17 protein-coding genes are annotated in these 16,312 nt (G+C 42.2%); 5 read left to right on the top strand and 12 right to left on the bottom strand.

Going from position 1 to position 16,312, the window contains the following annotated elements; translation table 11 throughout:
• Positions 1 to 119: 119 nt before the first annotated feature.
• From FRX45_RS12325 to FRX45_RS12315, 3 genes are all read left to right on the top strand, one after another.
• Positions 120 to 1,664, top strand: a complete 1,545-nt coding sequence (locus FRX45_RS12325) for a carbon-nitrogen hydrolase family protein (protein WP_152268732.1) — start codon at positions 120 to 122, stop codon at positions 1,662 to 1,664.
• Complete coding sequence (locus FRX45_RS12320; protein ID WP_193311691.1) at positions 1,636 to 2,085, top strand: GNAT family N-acetyltransferase; 450 nt, start codon at positions 1,636 to 1,638, stop codon at positions 2,083 to 2,085. Before FRX45_RS12325 ends, FRX45_RS12320 begins: the two co-directional genes overlap by 29 nt.
• 377 nt (positions 2,086 to 2,462) lie before the next feature.
• Complete coding sequence (locus FRX45_RS12315; RefSeq protein ID WP_226805319.1) at positions 2,463 to 2,879, top strand: SRPBCC family protein; 417 nt, start codon at positions 2,463 to 2,465, stop codon at positions 2,877 to 2,879.
• 3 nt (positions 2,880 to 2,882) lie between these two features.
• Here FRX45_RS12315 and FRX45_RS23565 read toward each other — a convergent pair whose 3' ends face one another.
• The 4 genes from FRX45_RS23565 to FRX45_RS12295 form a co-directional block, all read right to left on the bottom strand.
• A complete protein-coding gene (locus FRX45_RS23565; protein WP_226805317.1) occupies positions 2,883 to 3,191 on the bottom strand; it encodes a transposase in 309 nt (102 codons plus the stop codon).
• Between the two features lie 49 nt (positions 3,192 to 3,240).
• The gene (locus FRX45_RS12305; RefSeq protein WP_152268728.1) at positions 3,241 to 3,873 is read right to left on the bottom strand and encodes an MCP four helix bundle domain-containing protein; all 633 of its coding nucleotides are present in this window, start codon (positions 3,871 to 3,873) and stop codon (positions 3,241 to 3,243) included.
• A gap of 189 nt (positions 3,874 to 4,062) precedes the next feature.
• Positions 4,063 to 4,296 carry a hypothetical protein gene (locus FRX45_RS12300; RefSeq protein WP_152268727.1) on the bottom strand — a complete coding sequence of 78 codons (234 nt, stop codon included), beginning with the start codon at positions 4,294 to 4,296 and terminating at the stop codon, positions 4,063 to 4,065.
• Between the two features lie 292 nt (positions 4,297 to 4,588).
• A complete protein-coding gene (locus tag FRX45_RS12295; RefSeq protein ID WP_152268726.1) occupies positions 4,589 to 4,810 on the bottom strand; it encodes a DUF2795 domain-containing protein in 222 nt (73 codons plus the stop codon).
• Positions 4,811 to 5,040: 230 nt separating this feature from the next.
• Here FRX45_RS12295 and FRX45_RS12290 point away from each other — a divergent pair, with 230 nt between their 5' ends.
• A complete protein-coding gene (locus FRX45_RS12290; RefSeq protein ID WP_152268725.1) occupies positions 5,041 to 5,694 on the top strand; it encodes an ABC transporter ATP-binding protein in 654 nt (217 codons plus the stop codon).
• A 311-nt stretch (positions 5,695 to 6,005) separates the two neighbouring features.
• Positions 6,006 to 6,965 (top strand): hypothetical protein, encoded by a 960-nt coding sequence (locus tag FRX45_RS12285; protein ID WP_152268724.1) that lies wholly within the window; start codon positions 6,006 to 6,008, stop codon positions 6,963 to 6,965.
• 67 nt (positions 6,966 to 7,032) lie between these two features.
• On the opposite strand, the gene FRX45_RS12280 is transcribed toward FRX45_RS12285, so the two are convergent.
• The 8 genes from FRX45_RS12280 to FRX45_RS12245 form a co-directional block, all read right to left on the bottom strand.
• Positions 7,033 to 8,742 carry a serine protease gene (locus tag FRX45_RS12280; RefSeq protein WP_152268723.1) on the bottom strand — a complete coding sequence of 570 codons (1,710 nt, stop codon included), beginning with the start codon at positions 8,740 to 8,742 and terminating at the stop codon, positions 7,033 to 7,035.
• 91 nt (positions 8,743 to 8,833) lie between these two features.
• Complete coding sequence (locus FRX45_RS12275) at positions 8,834 to 9,799, bottom strand: N-acetylmuramoyl-L-alanine amidase (RefSeq protein ID WP_193311679.1); 966 nt, start codon at positions 9,797 to 9,799, stop codon at positions 8,834 to 8,836.
• A gap of 190 nt (positions 9,800 to 9,989) precedes the next feature.
• On the bottom strand, positions 9,990 to 11,732 hold the full coding sequence (locus FRX45_RS12270; protein ID WP_152268721.1) for a toll/interleukin-1 receptor domain-containing protein: 1,743 nt from the start codon (positions 11,730 to 11,732) through the stop codon (positions 9,990 to 9,992).
• 381 nt (positions 11,733 to 12,113) lie between these two features.
• Entirely contained in the window at positions 12,114 to 13,187 is a 1,074-nt protein-coding gene (locus FRX45_RS12265) for a hypothetical protein (protein ID WP_152268720.1), read from the bottom strand.
• Between the two features lie 212 nt (positions 13,188 to 13,399).
• Positions 13,400 to 13,807 (bottom strand): HIT family protein, encoded by a 408-nt coding sequence (locus FRX45_RS12260; RefSeq protein ID WP_152268719.1) that lies wholly within the window; start codon positions 13,805 to 13,807, stop codon positions 13,400 to 13,402.
• Positions 13,808 to 13,827: 20 nt separating this feature from the next.
• A complete protein-coding gene (locus FRX45_RS12255; RefSeq protein ID WP_152268718.1) occupies positions 13,828 to 14,379 on the bottom strand; it encodes a carboxymuconolactone decarboxylase family protein in 552 nt (183 codons plus the stop codon).
• A 114-nt stretch (positions 14,380 to 14,493) separates the two neighbouring features.
• Positions 14,494 to 15,039: a carboxymuconolactone decarboxylase family protein gene (locus FRX45_RS12250; protein ID WP_152268717.1), complete on the bottom strand. Its 546-nt coding sequence runs from the start codon at positions 15,037 to 15,039 to the stop codon at positions 14,494 to 14,496.
• 23 nt (positions 15,040 to 15,062) lie between these two features.
• A complete protein-coding gene (locus tag FRX45_RS12245; RefSeq protein ID WP_152268716.1) occupies positions 15,063 to 16,307 on the bottom strand; it encodes an MFS transporter in 1,245 nt (414 codons plus the stop codon).
• Positions 16,308 to 16,312: the final 5 nt, after the last annotated feature.

Genomic DNA, 16,312 nt, shown 5'->3' with positions numbered 1-16,312 from the left:
TTATATCTTATGCTTTCTTTAGGCAACCTTTACGAAACGAAGTAATTTTATACGAGCGAATATTAAAACAAAAGGAATAATTTATATTACAGAAGTTCTACCTAAGAAAAGTATAAAAAATGAATATAGAGCAAATAGAAATAGGGGGGCTGCGTTTTGAAGACTACAGGCAACTGCTGGAAGCAATGAAAGCTTCGTATGGTGGCTGGCAGGGCGGCTACTGGAGTCCGGGCGCTATTGAAAGACTCATCGAAAAATTCCCTGAAGGACAAATTGTGATCAAAGCGGATGGCGTTGTGGTAGGCTGTGGATTATCCATCATTGTAGATTACAAAAGATTTGGAGACAATCATACCTATAAACAAATCACCGGCAATTACACATTCAATACACACGACCCTAAAGGAGATGTATTGTATGGCATAGAGGTATTCATTCACCCCGATTACCGCGGACTGCGGCTGGGCAGAAGATTATATGATGCCCGCAAAGATCTTTGCGAGAACCTGAATCTGAGAGCGATCGTATTTGGCGGACGATTGCCAATGTATCATGAATACGCGGATCAATTAAGTCCTAAGGAATACATAGTGAAAGTAAAAAGCAAAGAAATATATGACCCGGTACTGAGCTTTCAGCTTGCTAATGATTTTCATGTAGTAAAAGTGCTGCACAACTATTTGCCGGAAGATGAGCAAAGCAAAGAATTTGCTACCCTGCTGCAATGGTTCAATGTATATTATGTTCCCGATCCCAAACACCTGTTCAATGTAAAAACATTTGTGCGGCTGGGATTAATACAATGGCAAATGCGGCCCTACAATAATTTAGATGAGTTGTTTCGCCAGGCAGAATATTTTGTTGACTCTGTTTCTGCATACAAAAGTGATTTCGCCCTGTTCCCGGAATTATTCAACGGCCCGCTGCTGGCGGGTTTCAACGAAATGCCGGAAGCAGAAGCCATGCGATCACTGGCCCAATATACACCGGAGATCAAAGTACGTTTCCAGGAACTGGCCATCCGTTATAATGTAAATATCATTACCGGCAGCCTGCCCAGCATAGAAGGAGAGTCTCTGAAAAATATTGGCTTTTTATGTCACCGCAATGGCGCTGTTGACCAGTACGAAAAAATACACATCACACCCGATGAAGCCAAACACTGGGGAATAAAGGGTGGCAATAGTGTGAAAGTATTTGATACCGATGCCGGCAAAATTGGCATACTGATATGTTATGATGTAGAATTTCCGGAGTTGCCCAGGTTATTGAGCGAAGAAGGAATGCAGATATTATTTGTTCCGTTCCTTACCGATACGCAAAATGCTTATATGCGTGTGCGGCTTTGTTCGCAGGCACGCGCCATAGAAAATGAGTGTTACGTAGCCATTACCGGTAGTGTGGGCAATCTGCCCAAAGTGGAGAACATGGATATTCAATATTCGCAGGCAGCGGTATTTACGCCAAGCGATTTCACCTTTCCTTCCAACTGCATTATCAGTGAAGCCACAGCCAATACAGAAATGATACTGATAGCGGGAGTTGATCTTTCGCTATTAGATGAACTGCACAGCTATGGCAGCGTAAGAAATTTGAAAGACAGGCGAAAAGACTTTTATGAATTAAGGCTCATTGATGATAATAAGAACCGATTCAAACCATAGGGACTTTATTGAACTCGTAAAACATCTTGATGCGGATTTAACCGAAAGGGACGGGACGGATCATTCATTTTACGCGCAGTTCAATACCATTGACAAAATCAAGTATGTAGTTATTGCGTATGAAAACGATAAACCAGTTGCCTGCGGTGCGTTAAAAGCATATAGCCTAAATATCATGGAAGTAAAACGAATGTATACCTCGCCAGACAGCAGGGGAAAAGGCATTGCCAGTAAAGTATTGCGTGAATTAGAAATATGGGCAACCGAATTGCGCTGCGAAAAGTGCATATTGGAAACAGGAAAAAAACAACCGGAAGCCATTGCGCTGTACCAAAAGAATGGATACAGTATTATTCCAAATTACGGACAGTATGAAGGCATTGAAAACAGTGTATGTTTTGAGAAAAGGCTGAAGCAATAAACCCAATTCAGGAAAACAGGTCTGCCGCAAAATCATTTATAGCAATGAATATACTTACAGCACACAATTTAACCATTGAAGCGCCTGATACCTCTTTTTATGCTATAAAATCATTTTCCGATAAATACAATAGCCAATAAAAATATACCTGTTCATGACCTGTTGATACGCTTTCGCAATGTTTTAAAAAATCCGGATAAGGTAAAGTATATTTAAGGGCTAATCACTGTAACGCCCAGCACCTAAAGCCCTGCCCTTTCACGAACCAAGCGCCAAAAAAAACCAAACCCTAAACGAGCTTCATCAGAAAGACAAGCAAAATGCCAGTAATTGAATTAGAAACACATATTAAATCTGAGATTGAAATTTGCTTTGATTTGTCAAGAAGTATTGACCTGCACCAGATTTCCACTGCAAAAACGAACGAAAAAGCAATTGATGGAAAAACAGGCGGATTGATAAATATTGACGAATTTGTAACCTGGCAAGCTACACATTTTGGAATCAAACAAAAACTGACCTCAAAAATAACAGCTTTTCACAGGCCATTTCATTTTAGAGATGAACAACTAAAAGGGCCTTTCAAATTTATTGTTCACGATCATTATTTTGAAAAGCAATACGACAAAATTGTAATGCGGGACATCTTTAAATTTCAATCTCCTTTTGGATTCGCTGGCAAATTGGCCGACAAACTTATACTATCCAACTATTTGAAAAAATTGCTTACGCACAGAAACCATATCATAAAAGAATTTGCAGAAACGGTAAAGTGGAAAAGGATATTAGAATAACTTTTATTGTTTGAACCATGGAGGAATCTGCAAGAAATATTCATGGGTGCCACTATTATTTTTTTCAGGGCTTTGCTTATCAAAATGATGGTTCGAATAATCCAGAAAATATTGCATGAACACATTTTCCTGTATCTGTTGTACGGTATCGCGATCGGAAAGCTTGAGCATATTTTTGATTATGACTGCTCCCAGCATAATACCACCATTAAGGGGTGGGCAACTTTCGGCTGATTTGAAAGACTTATTATACCGGGATACCAGCAGTGCTCTGTCGTTTTTCCTTGCATTTGTTCCGTTGTTTATTCCCAAAAGATACAACTACACCCTATTTGCATGTTTTTAAGTTATTGGGCAAGCCCTAATTATGAAGATACCTGTGCGAAACCGGATAAACCACTTTTTCTGAAGCGGTTAGCAGCATTAATCCTATAATACCAAGAATAAAAAGAAAAGAGACTTCGAGATAAGCCTGGATTATTGTGCTGTTAATGATGGACTTTGACTCGTTTTGGAGTCGCATGCCTTCACTGGTTTGAGTTTCATTTAATTGCTTTAAAGATTGAAGTGCCTTATCAAAACTTAATTGCAGGTTATTCTTATGTGTATATTCAACGGATGAACTGTATAAGCCTTCAGCTTCGTTATAATCCTTGAGGTGTTGCCTGAAGCTTTCCCATTGCTGCTTCTCTTCTTTGGTAAGGTAAGTAGCTTCATATGCTTCTATAATACGCGATATCTCAGCATTGTGCTGATTCAACTGTGCTGATGCAGCTTCTGCCGGCATGGCTTGCAGCAATAGCTGCTTTTGGTAAAGAAGCCCGTTCATCTGAAAAATATAACTGGCAGGTATAAGCCTGTCTTTATAAATGGAAGATATATTTTTTGTAAGGTCATTATATTGCTGCCTGCTTACAAAATTATTAATCAATGCCAGCACCAGAATGGCTAATAACACCATAACAATCGTCCGCTTTTCTACCGGCCATTTCATATAAGAATATTAAATGTAAAAATAATATATTCAATGGCTTCAATTTACGCATAAATCCGATTCAGGAAGCGCTTGCCCGGCTGTTGAAGCAGATAATAATATCACGACCGGGAAATCGGAGGAAAAAATAGAGTACAGACAAAAATAGCCCGGAACTGTGCAGGTTATAGGGATATATTTCGGCCGTACTTAATCTTCTTTCTGCAATAGAATAAGTCTTTCGACTTGCGTACAGGCAGCTTCAAAACGATTTTTAAGCTTTTCTGTATCCCACTGGTATGCTCCATTAGAAGATCTATCGGAAAAATAGGCGATGATTTGATCTTTATATTCATGAAAAGAACAGGAGGGGGAATATGGTCGAGTATAAGCAATTTTTGGAGAGTGCGCTTGAAACACTTCAGGGTTGTTTACAAAACTCATCGTTAAGGAATTTAGGGTTAGTAAATTTACTAAATAAACCTATGCCTGTTCTTTTTTATTCACATTTTTTGTAACGCTTTTAAGAGTCCGTTCATAACTCTTTTAGTATCAGCTAATGCGGGCCCGGAGATTGACCGGAAAATGAAAAGTCTTCACCATTCCTGCAAGATATGAGCAACCGCAATTCGGTACCGGCATAAAAAAACCGCTCTTGTTAAGAACGGTTAAGTATTATACAAATGCAGGCAACTGTGCTCCTTACATATCGCATATGACGGGCAATTCGCTTGCCTTAATATTCATCTTCATTAAAAAAGAAATCTTCCTGCGAAGGATAATCCGGCCATATATCATCAATACCTTCATATATCTCACCTTCATCTTCCAGCTCCTGCAGATTTTCAATTACTTCTATAGGTGCGCCACTACGGATGGTATAATCAATCAATTCATCTTTGGTAGCGGGCCACGGAGCGTCTTCAAGATAGGATGCAAGTTCAAGTGTCCAGAACATTTATTATTTTTTTAAACGATGATCAGATTTTGCTTTTCATGGCCGTTGCCCTCTTTTTAAAAGAAGGTTTTACGGCCAATTTTTCCGCAAAAGTAAAGTTTAGCACGTAATTTCCAAATTCACTTATCCGAATGGGCAAAATTGAACGATTACAGGGGGTAATTATTGCGGTTGCTTTTGTTAAGTGTGTGGGTAATGACTAATTTTCAGTTTTAAATAAGCCATTATACATGTTATCTGTAAAAAATATAATAAAATCATATGGCAACCTTCAGGTGCTTAAAGGGGTAAGCCTTAATATACAACGTGGCGAAATTGTGAGTATTGCCGGCTCCTCCGGTGCCGGAAAAAGTACTTTATTACACATTATCGGTACTCTTGATCAGGCAGACAGTGGAGAGATCAGCTTGCAGGACCAGCGGCTGGATTTGCTTAATGGCAAAAAATTGGCAGGTTTCCGGAACCGGCACATGGGCTTTGTGTTCCAGTTTCACCATCTCCTGCCCGAATTCAGCGCTTTCGAAAATGTATGTATACCGGGATGGCTTTCGGATAAAAAGAAGAAAGAAACAGAGACCAGGGCGAAAGCATTATTGGAGACACTGGGTCTAAAAGACCGTATGGAGCATAAACCCTCCGCACTTTCGGGGGGCGAACAACAGCGCGTTGCCGTGGCCCGGGCTCTTATAAATGAGCCCGACATTGTATTTGCCGATGAGCCAACAGGTAACCTTGATTCTAAGAATGCAAGGGAATTACACCGCTTGTTTGTTCAGTTGCGCGATAGTTACCGGCAAACATTTCTAATTGTAACGCATAATGAGGAACTGGCAAAAATGAGCGACCGGGTTTTGCATATGAAAGATGGAAAGATAGTAGGATAATCAAAAGGAAGTAAAAGCCAGTAACCAGCAAGTCCGACAAAGAACTGCACTGGCAATCTGTCGTACTATCCACCTGTTAAATATACTTCTATGGTAATTTAATTTTTATTATATTCACTATGTCATATTGCTCCTGTTAATTCACATTCCTGCTCTGCGAAAATATACACTCCAATATTACTATACTGACTGAAATCCTTTTATCCGGCATCTGCGAAAGCATCCACCCTAAAAATAATAAAGCCGCCACAGAAAGATACAGCGCCTCAGAATAAATACCGCTCTATTTTTTACACTGTAAACTTTTATCTATGCCCATTTTTCAATCAAAAAGCGGGTCTCTTTTTAACCAGGCAGCCTGGGAACAAAACCTGCAGGAAGGAAATCAGCCTAAATCATTTTTGGAAAGCGCTGATGAAGCATCTAACCAGTTCATTCTTTTGCAATTGTCAGACGGTGATAAAAGGGTGCTCAATACTACCGAAGTAGTGCCCAAACTAAAGGGAACGGAAAAACCCGACATTAATATGCTGCTCGACTTTGAGGGCTTTAAAATCGGCTCCAATGAAAACATTGATCCTAAAACAAAAGCTACTTTACAATTAAAGGTAGGACAGGAACACAAAATTACAGGACTGGAAAAACTCTTTTATTGCATTAACGGCGGGCTGGACCTATATAATGAAGTGAAAAGAAAAAGAGCAGAACCTAAGGATTTTAAACAAAGCACGGAAACCGCTTTAGGAAATAAACCCATTTCATTACCGGGTGGCGTAGGACAAATTTCATTAAACGTAGTTAAGCACGATGAGCCGAAATGGTGGCAGAAGATATTTTCCTTTGCAAAATCCGACTCCGCAAAAAACCTTATGTCTTTAATAGGATTCGGCGGCATTACAGAAGTAGCTGTTAATTCCATTGCAGGCATGCTGGATAATCTTTTTGATAAAGAACCTGAGATACTTTTTCAAAGCCAGGCAGTAAAATTAAGTTTTACCCAGGCGGGAAAGGAAGAATTGGGCGGCGACTTGTCAACCGTTAAAGTAAGCTGCCTGAACCCGGGATTATGGGTAATGGCCCGTAAAACGGATTATGACACCATCCTCAGCGCCAACCCTGTTTACTATTCCGGATTTGGTATTCTGGCGCCCGATGGCATGAGTGAAATAGATGCTTTACAGGATAGTGGCAACAACCCGTTCTCAAAAATTACTTACGCTATCATAAAGGCGAAGATCAAAGAAGTGGATCTGAAAGAAAATGTTTTTTAAAATGGCAAGAATATAGAACACGGATTGTGGCGAAAACACTGATTCCGGTATTCGCATGATCTGTGTTCTATAATGTGATCGCATTTTTAATAGCCTGTATCCACATGCCTTCATTGGCCTGGTATGTTCCGGGTTTGCCATGCAGCCTGGGCATTTCTTCGCTTCCGGCATGATGCAATCCTATCAGCTCCCACTGCTGATTAAACACCGGGCTGCCCGAGCTACCACCCGTTGTGGGCGTACGGTAATGAATGCGGGGATCTTCATAATCCAGTAACAAATTATCCTGGAAAGATAACTGCAGCGTGCCGCCTGCCGGGTGGCCAATAATATAAATCCGTTCCTCCACCGGCGCATCAGTTTGAATAGCAGGCAACCTTTTAGCCAACGGATAAAAGCTAATATCCTTCGTTAATGCTTTCACTATAGCAAGGCTTTCCTTATCAAAACGCAATACGGAAGCATCTAATAAACTGCTGGGCGATGACCATATTAATTCTGAGATCCGAAGTTCGGCAGCGCCTTTGTCTAACACTTCAAAAGTTACTATGGCCTCATCGGGATGGAGCGCTTTTTCCGCGGCATCATTGCTTACTACATGCGCATTGGTTATCAACAACAACTCCTCTCCCAGGCTTTCATGCAAATCGGTGCCTTTTACCAAAAAGCCGGTGCCAAATCCTTTGGTAGCATCCCTGCCTATCCTGGCAATAGCCATACAACGGCTGGCGCCCGTCATATACCACCTGTAAGTGTTAAAGGAATCTTCTCCAAAGATCTTTTCTAATTTTGGTATCTGTTTATTGGATGAGGACTTTCCCTTAATACCTGCATACGCAGTGGTAATATGCGTTTCCATTTCGGCCTGCTCCTGCAACATGCCTGTATCTATTGTAAAGCTACCTCCTTCCCGCTTCAGCAGTTCAGCCTGTAGCAGGGGAAGGATCATTTGACCCATTTCCGAATGCATGTTTAACCGCCAGATCTCTTTCATTTGTCTTAGCATACTTGCCACTTCAAAAGCATCCACGTTGGGCATGCGCAGGTAGCCGCTTAACCAATGCATAGCTTCCTTCGGCTTTTGCAGCGCAACGCATGCTTCGCAGGCCGTGGCAAATTGCCATATCGTGGCTTCCCGGTCATCATACCTTTGCTGAATTAGCGTAAGTATAGATTGGGCAAGTTCCTGATCATTGGGCCACGCGGGGTCTTCTATACCGTCTGATTTTGCCCGCTGCACAAGCGCTACTACGTTAATGCCATGCCATAAAGCGGTTCCGGGAGCAGCATTATACACCGCCTTATAAGCATCAATGGCCCGCCGGATAAAATCTGCCTTACGTACACTATTATTGTTTGCATTAACATATAACTGTTTATATACCCGCCCAAGCAAGCCCCTTGATTCCATATTTTCTTTTGCGGCTTTTGCATTTTTATTATCCGCTTTGCCTGTTTCAGCGATCAACTGGTTTAACACAGCCAGGGCAGCCGTATAATTTCCCTGGTCAATCAGCGACTGCGCATATTGTCGCTGTATAGTAAATGTATCCCTGCCCGTTTGAATGAGCGCATCTGCTACCCGCTGCATTTGTGTAAACATTCTTTTATTGCGCAGGTACTGCAATATCTTTTCGCCTTCGGCTGATGGAAATGCATCGTCCGACCCGTACAAGGATAGGATCAGTTCTTCGCACAATGCTGCGGCGCTTTTTTTATCCATCCTGTCTAATCTTTCCTTAATACGTGAAGCGGTAGTATTTACATCTAAAGACATTTTTGCAATTTTAACTTTCACTCCTGTTTAATCTAAAAGAAAAATCCGGCATTATAGCATTACGGCAAAGCTCAATCGGAATAACTACGTTTTATTTATTCGTTTCAAAGTGAGGTATTTCCTCATAGGGCTCATCTTCACGGGCGGCATCCATTGGCTCAGGCAAAAATGCGTCTAACTGTTCCTCTGAATTCAGTTCCATATCTGCGTTTTCAAGTATGCTTTTCGGTTCTGGTTCCGGTTTTGCAAACCGGGGTTCAAATACGGGCGCCTGAACATCAGCGATGAGGGTGTTCCAGTCGAATGCGGGACCAATATCCCATTTACCGGTTGGACGGTAGTTAATATGTGACACGATGCCTTTAAATGAAAGCACCTCTTCCGTAGCCTGGTACCGTTTAGGTTCTGGCATGAAAGCCCGTGGAATATTATATTGTGCAGTAAGATAGCGTAGCAGTATCACCAGGCTTTCCATTTGTTCGCCGGCAAACGAAGCATAATAGGATTGCCCGCGGAAAGCTGTTTCAATTTTTTGATAGGCCGCCAGTTCATCCAATGAACAATATACATCAGCCGGACCTTCCCGGCCCTGCGCATCTCTTTGCCTGGAATAATAAGTTTCGAGATTGCCATTGCGTTGAGTTAAATAACCATAGTTCGATAATTCTATCCCTATTGTGCATTTGTCCTGCGCATTACCCGTTCCTTCATTGCCGATACCTTTGCCAATATGGCCCGACCAGTATTTTGAAGAAAACAACTGGTAGATCATACCATTTCTGCCAATTACAAAAGCTACAGAAACATGATAATTATCCCTGGTAAGCGCCGACAGGTCGGAACGAAGCTGCCCTGCCGTAAAATGCACAACGATCCTTTGTTTGGGATGCTCCACTGCATAATAATATTTTGAACGGTTTTTAGCCGTAGTAAGCATACCGTTTAAAACAATATCTTCTCCTTTAACAGGAATTGAGATTTTATTAAAAGCATATTCACCGTTATTTCCGGTTTGAAGTAAATTTTCTTCCAGTTGAAAGAGTGACGTGAAACGCATGGGAATAGATTTTTGAGCATTAACCATCCTGTGTAAACTGTAATACATACATCGGTACATTCATCGAACATTAAATCAGGGGTACGGAATAATGTTACCGGTATGGCCAATAGAAAAGTAAGCAAAATATAAAGGAAATGCAATAGCTGTCTTAAAATGCTGCAACTGGTTCTACTGCCTTATAACTGTTCTAATTTCTTATCGCTTCCAGGATTTTAGGAAAATTAGCATTGATGTTTTTTGCCATTATGTCAATACCCAGATCATTCTTCAGATGTGTTATTATATCCGGCAATTTCAAACGAAGGCTTTCCAGGCGCCTCCATTCGTCATCTATATCGGTTGAACGCAATGCGTTATCTGACCGTGACCTGGCGAGTTCCTTTATTGCTGTAATCCGCTGATCAATTTTCTTATTGGCTTTTTCCGTAAAATCGTCCTCCATAAAATTGACATCAAGGCAACAGGCAATAAATTTCTTGTCAGGAAAAAAGTCTTTTATAAACATAGCGTTTATCGTTTCTACTCCTACCCAACCCGATGTAAGGCTGTTTACGGAAACCACTGAAAGTATAGCATGTGACATGAGTATACTTTTACTGATAAAATCCTTTATAGCCGTACCAGCCTGCATGGAAGCCGAATCAAGGATAACCGTTATGCGCTCCTGTTCCAGCTTATCTTTCAGCAAGGCGGCGGTTGCTTCATCTGCATGGTTATAGGAAATAAAAACAACACAATTTTCGGGTTTCTGCTTTTGCTGATCCCGGAGGTCTTCGGTATTCTTCTGTATATATCCAAGCACCTGTTGATTTTTGGGATTAAGCTCCAATGCTTTCAGCCAGGTTTTATATTCATCCAGTACTTTCACCTGGTCTTCGATGCGCATAGAGCCATAATAATACTCATCCAGCCGGAATGCGGCTTCCACCAGCGCAGTCTGAGGCTGGTCATTGCGTTGAATATTGGTTAAATTGAGTAAAATCTTGTGCAGGTAAAAATAAAGTCTGTCTCTTACCGCGGGATCCTTTATTTGATAGGCTTCATCCGTAGTGCCAAAAGTTTCTATGAGTTTCTTCTGCATGCATGTTTCCACATGTATGCGCAGCAGGTTGATCCGCAGGTAACGAACCGTTTGATTGTATGCACGAAATTGTCCGGAATATAAAGGGTTGGCCTCATCGCCTGCCGTAATGATCATCCATGTTTTTAGCTGATACTTTCTTCGCCCGATAGTATAAGGAATATGCGTGCAGTACAGCTCAATGCCTTCTTTGCTGAGAAAGGGCATATCTACCTTTTGCGCAAACAGTTGATCCGGATTTATTTCACCGGCATGAAGCTGTATTAAAAGCACGGGTTCACAGGGTTCTGCCTGGTGCCGTATATCTCTGGCATCGAAAGATTTTTTTCCTTTGGTTGTAGTCCAGTAATAGGCATCCCGTAATTTTTCTCCCGCTTCAATTAAAGGAAGATATGCTGATAACCGGCTGCCAATTTTTATTTTTACAGGACAGAGCAGATATCGTTCGATATGTTTAAAAAGATTAAAGGGAGAAACTTCCTGGCCGGCCGCCTGTGCAGCTACCCTATTGCACAGTTGATCATTGAAACCCACTTCAAATTTGGCCATGCATCTGCCGTCCGACTGAAACCTGCGAAAAAGAATCCTGGCGCGGTATGGATCGCTGTATAGAGATTTAAAAAAGTGCTCGTCCTTTAATCCGCAAAAATTCAATACACTGCCTGCATTGCAATATTTTTTTTCATCATCCCACGGGCCGAGGTATTTTTTATTTCGGCCTAAAATTTCTCCAAAATAGCGCACCCGGTCATTGCTGCCGGGTTCGGGCCATTTGGGTCTTTCCGTTTTGTTGGGATCCGCTTTAAAAAAGCGGTAATCAAACAACGGAAATTGTAATGTAATAAACATAAAATCAGGCTTATTAAAGTCGCCTTCTTAACCAGGCTTTCACCTTGGATAGACTGATATGCCTTTCCTCGTAAGGTTGCTCACCTTCTTGCCGTTGTAGGCCCTATAAAGATAGAAAAGAATGCAATTGATTACACTATTATAATTTATGAAGAAATAAAAGCAATGAGAAAAGATGAACAAGAAATAAAGCATCCGCTTTTAGCCACAACTTATGATGGCAAAAAAGCGGTTATCATTGGTTCCACCCACATAAAGGCGAAGTAGCCATTTACATTGGAGCGGAATATACATCAGTGGAGTGGGCTATAAAATGGAAAGGAGTTGAATCAGACGAAGCATTTTTGACTACCCCGGGGAACGGAGCTTATGGTTATAAAGTTACAAAGAAAGCGATTGCAGCAATTTTTCCGCAGCCGCTTTTACCTGCACCCAGTCTTTTTCCTGTTCTTCCTTAGAGAGAAGGTCAAAAGGAATAAACACTTCCCTGGTGATCCTGTCTAACCCCCTGAAGGGCTGGCCCGCTTTCCAGGTAGCATTGGCAAAACGTGCAAACAATTTTTTGTATTTTGCATTAAGGCTATCGTTTACTATAGACTGCAGCACTACCGAAGGCAATTTTTGCTGTGCCGTTGCCAGGTAGCTCAGTCCGCATTCCAGCGCATAGAAACCGGCTATATTGGTAGCGATCTTTTCTTCTTTCGCGTTTTTGCTGACCGTGGCAGTATCTTCACCGGGTTTTACAAAAACAGGCACGTCCTGTTGCTGCGCCGTATAATAAGCGGCTTCCATATGTTGTGCCATCTCCAGTGCAAATGATTTGTCCTGCAGCAACGCCTTCAGCTTTTGCAACTGGTTTTCTTTTGATGCATCCTTCACACCCCACATGGCTTCTATCAGTTTATCTGCCGCAGCGGATATCTGATCATAATCTTTCTTTACTTCAGCCTCCGGTAAAAACACCGGTGATATAAAAACCTCGCGGGTAATACGCTCCAGTCCGCGAAAGGGCTGGCCCGCTTTCCAGGTAGCATTGGCAAAACGGTTCACCAGTAACACTCCGGAAGAATCCAGTTGGTTCGTTTTTATTTTATTCAGCCACTCCAACGGCGTTCCTCCTTCCTGCTCCATTAATTCACCAATAGCACATTCCAGTGCATAAAAGGCCGCTATGCTGGTTGCGATCTTTTCATCCTTTACACTTCTTTCTATGGTGCCGGGTTCCTCATTGGCAGGTAAAAATTCCTGCGCCGGTTGGCCCTCTGCCCTGTAATAAGCAGCTTCCTGGTTTTTTGCCATGTCTAAGGCGAAGCTGCTGTCGCGGAGTAGCTTTGTAATTTGAGTAAGCTCTTCTGTAATTTGTTGCTGCTGTTGCATGTTGGTATTTGCATTGTTAGCACAGGAGGCAAAATATAAAACCAGGAATATAGTGCCAAAAACAAAGAGACATTTCATTTGCCTGGTTTTAGTGATACCTTAAAGTTAGGTTAATTAAAGTGTTACTGCTGCATCAAACGTGAGAAGTGAGTGGAGGAATGGTGAATTCACTATTCACTATTGCCTATTCACTTCCTTTCACCTTTATCCCCGTCCGAATGGCATTCACTTTTCACGATAACATACAAGGGTAATTTGCCTGACTTAGCACTAGTAAAAACGGACAATGCTTACTTATCTGATGAGTTTGTTAAGTTTGATAATATCTTCTGCTGCGCTTCCTTTAATTCATCCTGCGATAGTTTTAGCTTTCCCCTTGTAAAATTGAGATCGTCCATACTATTGATAGGCACCAGGTGAATATGCGCATGCGGCACTTCCAGTCCTACAACGCTGATCCCGCAGCGGTTGCAGTGAAAAGAGCGCTCAATGGCCTTGGCAATGGGCTGCGCAAAAACCAGCAGCTCACTTAAATAATCCTGAGGAAGATCGAAAAGGTTATCCACTTCAATTTTGGGAATTACCAATGTATGCCCTTTTACCAATGGAAATATATCCAAGAAAGCATAACATTTATCATTCTCCGCAATTTTATAAGAAGGAATATCGCCCGCTATGATTTTTGAAAAAATGGTCATGCAGCAAAATTATGCAAATACTATTTATATAAATCCAGTCCTGCATACCCTTCTTCGGCCCTTTGCGGCGCACGGTTAACATACAACTGCCTGTCTTGCGGCGCAAAAGTGCCCAATCCATCCACATACCGGTTAAACATACAAAAAGCTGCAGCGATCAATACCGTATCATGTATCTCCGTGTCGGTGGCTTCCTGTTCTTTGGCCTGGTCAATCAATGCAGCAGTTACATGTTTGCCACCTTTTTGCACGGCTGCCGCAATGGCCAGCAGCGATTTCATTTTATCGGAAATAGCGGCAGCGGTGAAATCCTGTTTTATACCGTCAATGAAATGCATATCGCATTGCATATAATGCTGCGCCATGGCGCCATGCACGTTCTGGCAAAAAAAACAATCATTGAGGTAAGATACATAAGCTCCAATCAGTTCCCTGTCGCCGCGGCTCAGCGTGTTATTGTCATCACGCAGTAATATTTCCGCCAGTTCATTCAGGGGCTTTGCAGTTTCCGGCCGGTATGCCATGGGGCCTCTAATACCCGGCAAGTCGTTGTTTAAATTAATATGTGCCATAAGATGCAATTGGAGATTTTTGATTTGATATTTTTGATTTACCGATTACTTAAATGCTCATACTCCTGCACGCATAAGCTATCTACTTACTACTCACCACTCACTACTTACTACTCACCTCTCCCCCGGCAGCACATATCCTTTCTCCACCATACGCCTGCCCATCTCCGCATAATCGTCTGCATTGGTTGGTGTAAAGCTTGCCAGCCCGTCTACGTAACGGTTAAACATGCAGAAAGCGGCCGCTATTAAAACCGTGTCGTGTATCTCCCTGTCTCCCGCACCCAATTGCCTTGCCGCTTCAATGTCTTCGGCAGTAACCGCTTTTCCGCTGATCTGCACCTTACCTGCTATGTTGAGTAAAGCCTTTAATTTTTCACTTATGGGCGCCTCTTGCATATCCAGGAATACCGCATCAACTACGGATGCAGCTTCATGATATAAGCATCTTGCAGCGGCAGCATGACTGTTCCTGCAAAACATGCAATGGTTCCTGTGCGATACGTAAGCCGCTATCAGTTCCCTGTCGGCGGGGCATAGCGGAGAATCTTCCCGCAGCAGCACCTGTGCCAGTTCGTATAAATGTTTCCCGGTTTCGGGTCTGAACATTACCAGGCTTCTTATACCGGGTACGCCTTCCGGAACGTTGATATGTGCCATTGGTCAATAATTTTTAAGTTGATTTAAACAAGTTTATGTTCCATCTTTCTAATCAGTAATACCACAAGCAATCCTACTATAAACACCAGTGAAAACAAGTATATAGCATTGCCATAGCCGCCCAGCACCGTTACCAGTATACCTACAAACAATACAGCGGTGCCGGTAAATAACCGGCCTATATTAAAACAAAAACCCGTTGCTGTTGCCCTGATGCCTGTAGGAAAAAGCTGCGGTATATAATAAGACAGCACACCCTGGCTTATGCCAAAGAAAAAAGCGAGAACGCCCGTTTCTATATACACTAAGGGCGTAAATACCGTATTGGTTTTAAAAAGTACGAAAGACAACACCGAACATACCGCAAAGCACATAAGCATCGCTTTTCGTGTGCCCACCGCATTGAGGAACCAGCCCGAAAAAAACCCGCCTGTTAATCCACCCATGCCCAGCAGCATCATGGTTATTCCTCTTTCCTTTTGACCATCGGAATCTGCAATTAAGCTTTGCACCCATGTAGGCAGCCACGAAAAGATTGCCCACAGGCCAATTAACATGGATCCAAAAGTGATGGATCCGATCAGCAGGTCTTTCCGGAACTCCGGGGATAAAAAGCTTTCAGCGGGGTTATTGTTTTGCAGGATATGCTGCTTACCTTTTTTCCAGCTTGCTGATTCTTTTATGATCCATACTCCTGCAATAGCGAGGATCAATGGTACAAATCCTGATAAAAAAGCCTGCCGCCACGATGATACCATATAATTAATCAAACCGGCAGAAAAAATGCCCACGGGAAAAGCAATAGACAAAATACCCATGAAAACGGCTTTGCTTTTTGTGGGCCATACTTCGCTTATAAAAGTAAATCCAATCACCAGCACGCCTCCTACGCCAAACCCGCTCAACACCCTGCACAATACGATACTCCACCAGTTGGGCAGCATGCCGGTTAAAATGGTAAACACCGCATAGGAGCCGATAGCAAGCAATAATGCTTTTTTTCTTCCTATCCGGTCACTGATCACCCCCCATGCAAAGCCACCAATGGCCCATCCAAAAATGAATACCGCATTGATGTAAGCGCTGATGCGTGCATGTTCGCCAGGGTCTGATGACAGTTGTACATCCTTAATTACAACGGGGAGGTAAACAGACATTAACGTAGACACGATACCTCCAAACGCACTGCTGATAAAACATACGGCAAAAAACATCCAGAGGTATGGCGTTATTTTTTGGCCTTCATTATTTGTTATGCTGCTATTCATAATTA

Origin of the sequence: Agriterribacter humi, assembly GCF_009192765.1 — a bacterium.
GTDB lineage: Bacteria > Bacteroidota > Bacteroidia > Chitinophagales > Chitinophagaceae > Agriterribacter > Agriterribacter humi.
This window is presented reverse-complemented; position numbering and strand designations above follow the sequence as displayed.

Excerpts from the sequence above, each read along its gene's own strand:
- FRX45_RS12325 (WP_152268732.1), top strand. The coding sequence starts at position 120 with ATGAATATAGAGCAAATAGAAATAGGGGGGCTGCGTTTTGAAGACTAC.
- FRX45_RS12320 (WP_193311691.1), top strand. The coding sequence starts at position 1,636 with ATGATAATAAGAACCGATTCAAACCATAGGGACTTTATTGAACTCGTA.
- FRX45_RS12305 (WP_152268728.1), bottom strand. The coding sequence starts at position 3,873 with ATGAAATGGCCGGTAGAAAAGCGGACGATTGTTATGGTGTTATTAGCC.
- FRX45_RS12300 (WP_152268727.1), bottom strand. The coding sequence starts at position 4,296 with ATGAGTTTTGTAAACAACCCTGAAGTGTTTCAAGCGCACTCTCCAAAA.
- FRX45_RS12295 (WP_152268726.1), bottom strand. The coding sequence starts at position 4,810 with ATGTTCTGGACACTTGAACTTGCATCCTATCTTGAAGACGCTCCGTGG.
- FRX45_RS12290 (WP_152268725.1), top strand. The coding sequence starts at position 5,041 with ATGTTATCTGTAAAAAATATAATAAAATCATATGGCAACCTTCAGGTG.
- FRX45_RS12285 (WP_152268724.1), top strand. The coding sequence starts at position 6,006 with ATGCCCATTTTTCAATCAAAAAGCGGGTCTCTTTTTAACCAGGCAGCC.
- FRX45_RS12280 (WP_152268723.1), bottom strand. The coding sequence starts at position 8,742 with ATGTCTTTAGATGTAAATACTACCGCTTCACGTATTAAGGAAAGATTA.
- FRX45_RS12275 (WP_193311679.1), bottom strand. The coding sequence starts at position 9,799 with ATGCGTTTCACGTCACTCTTTCAACTGGAAGAAAATTTACTTCAAACC.
- FRX45_RS12270 (WP_152268721.1), bottom strand. The coding sequence starts at position 11,732 with ATGTTTATTACATTACAATTTCCGTTGTTTGATTACCGCTTTTTTAAA.
- FRX45_RS12265 (WP_152268720.1), bottom strand. The coding sequence starts at position 13,187 with ATGAAATGTCTCTTTGTTTTTGGCACTATATTCCTGGTTTTATATTTT.
- FRX45_RS12260 (WP_152268719.1), bottom strand. The coding sequence starts at position 13,807 with ATGACCATTTTTTCAAAAATCATAGCGGGCGATATTCCTTCTTATAAA.
- FRX45_RS12255 (WP_152268718.1), bottom strand. The coding sequence starts at position 14,379 with ATGGCACATATTAATTTAAACAACGACTTGCCGGGTATTAGAGGCCCC.
- FRX45_RS12250 (WP_152268717.1), bottom strand. The coding sequence starts at position 15,039 with ATGGCACATATCAACGTTCCGGAAGGCGTACCCGGTATAAGAAGCCTG.
- FRX45_RS12245 (WP_152268716.1), bottom strand. The coding sequence starts at position 16,307 with ATGAATAGCAGCATAACAAATAATGAAGGCCAAAAAATAACGCCATAC.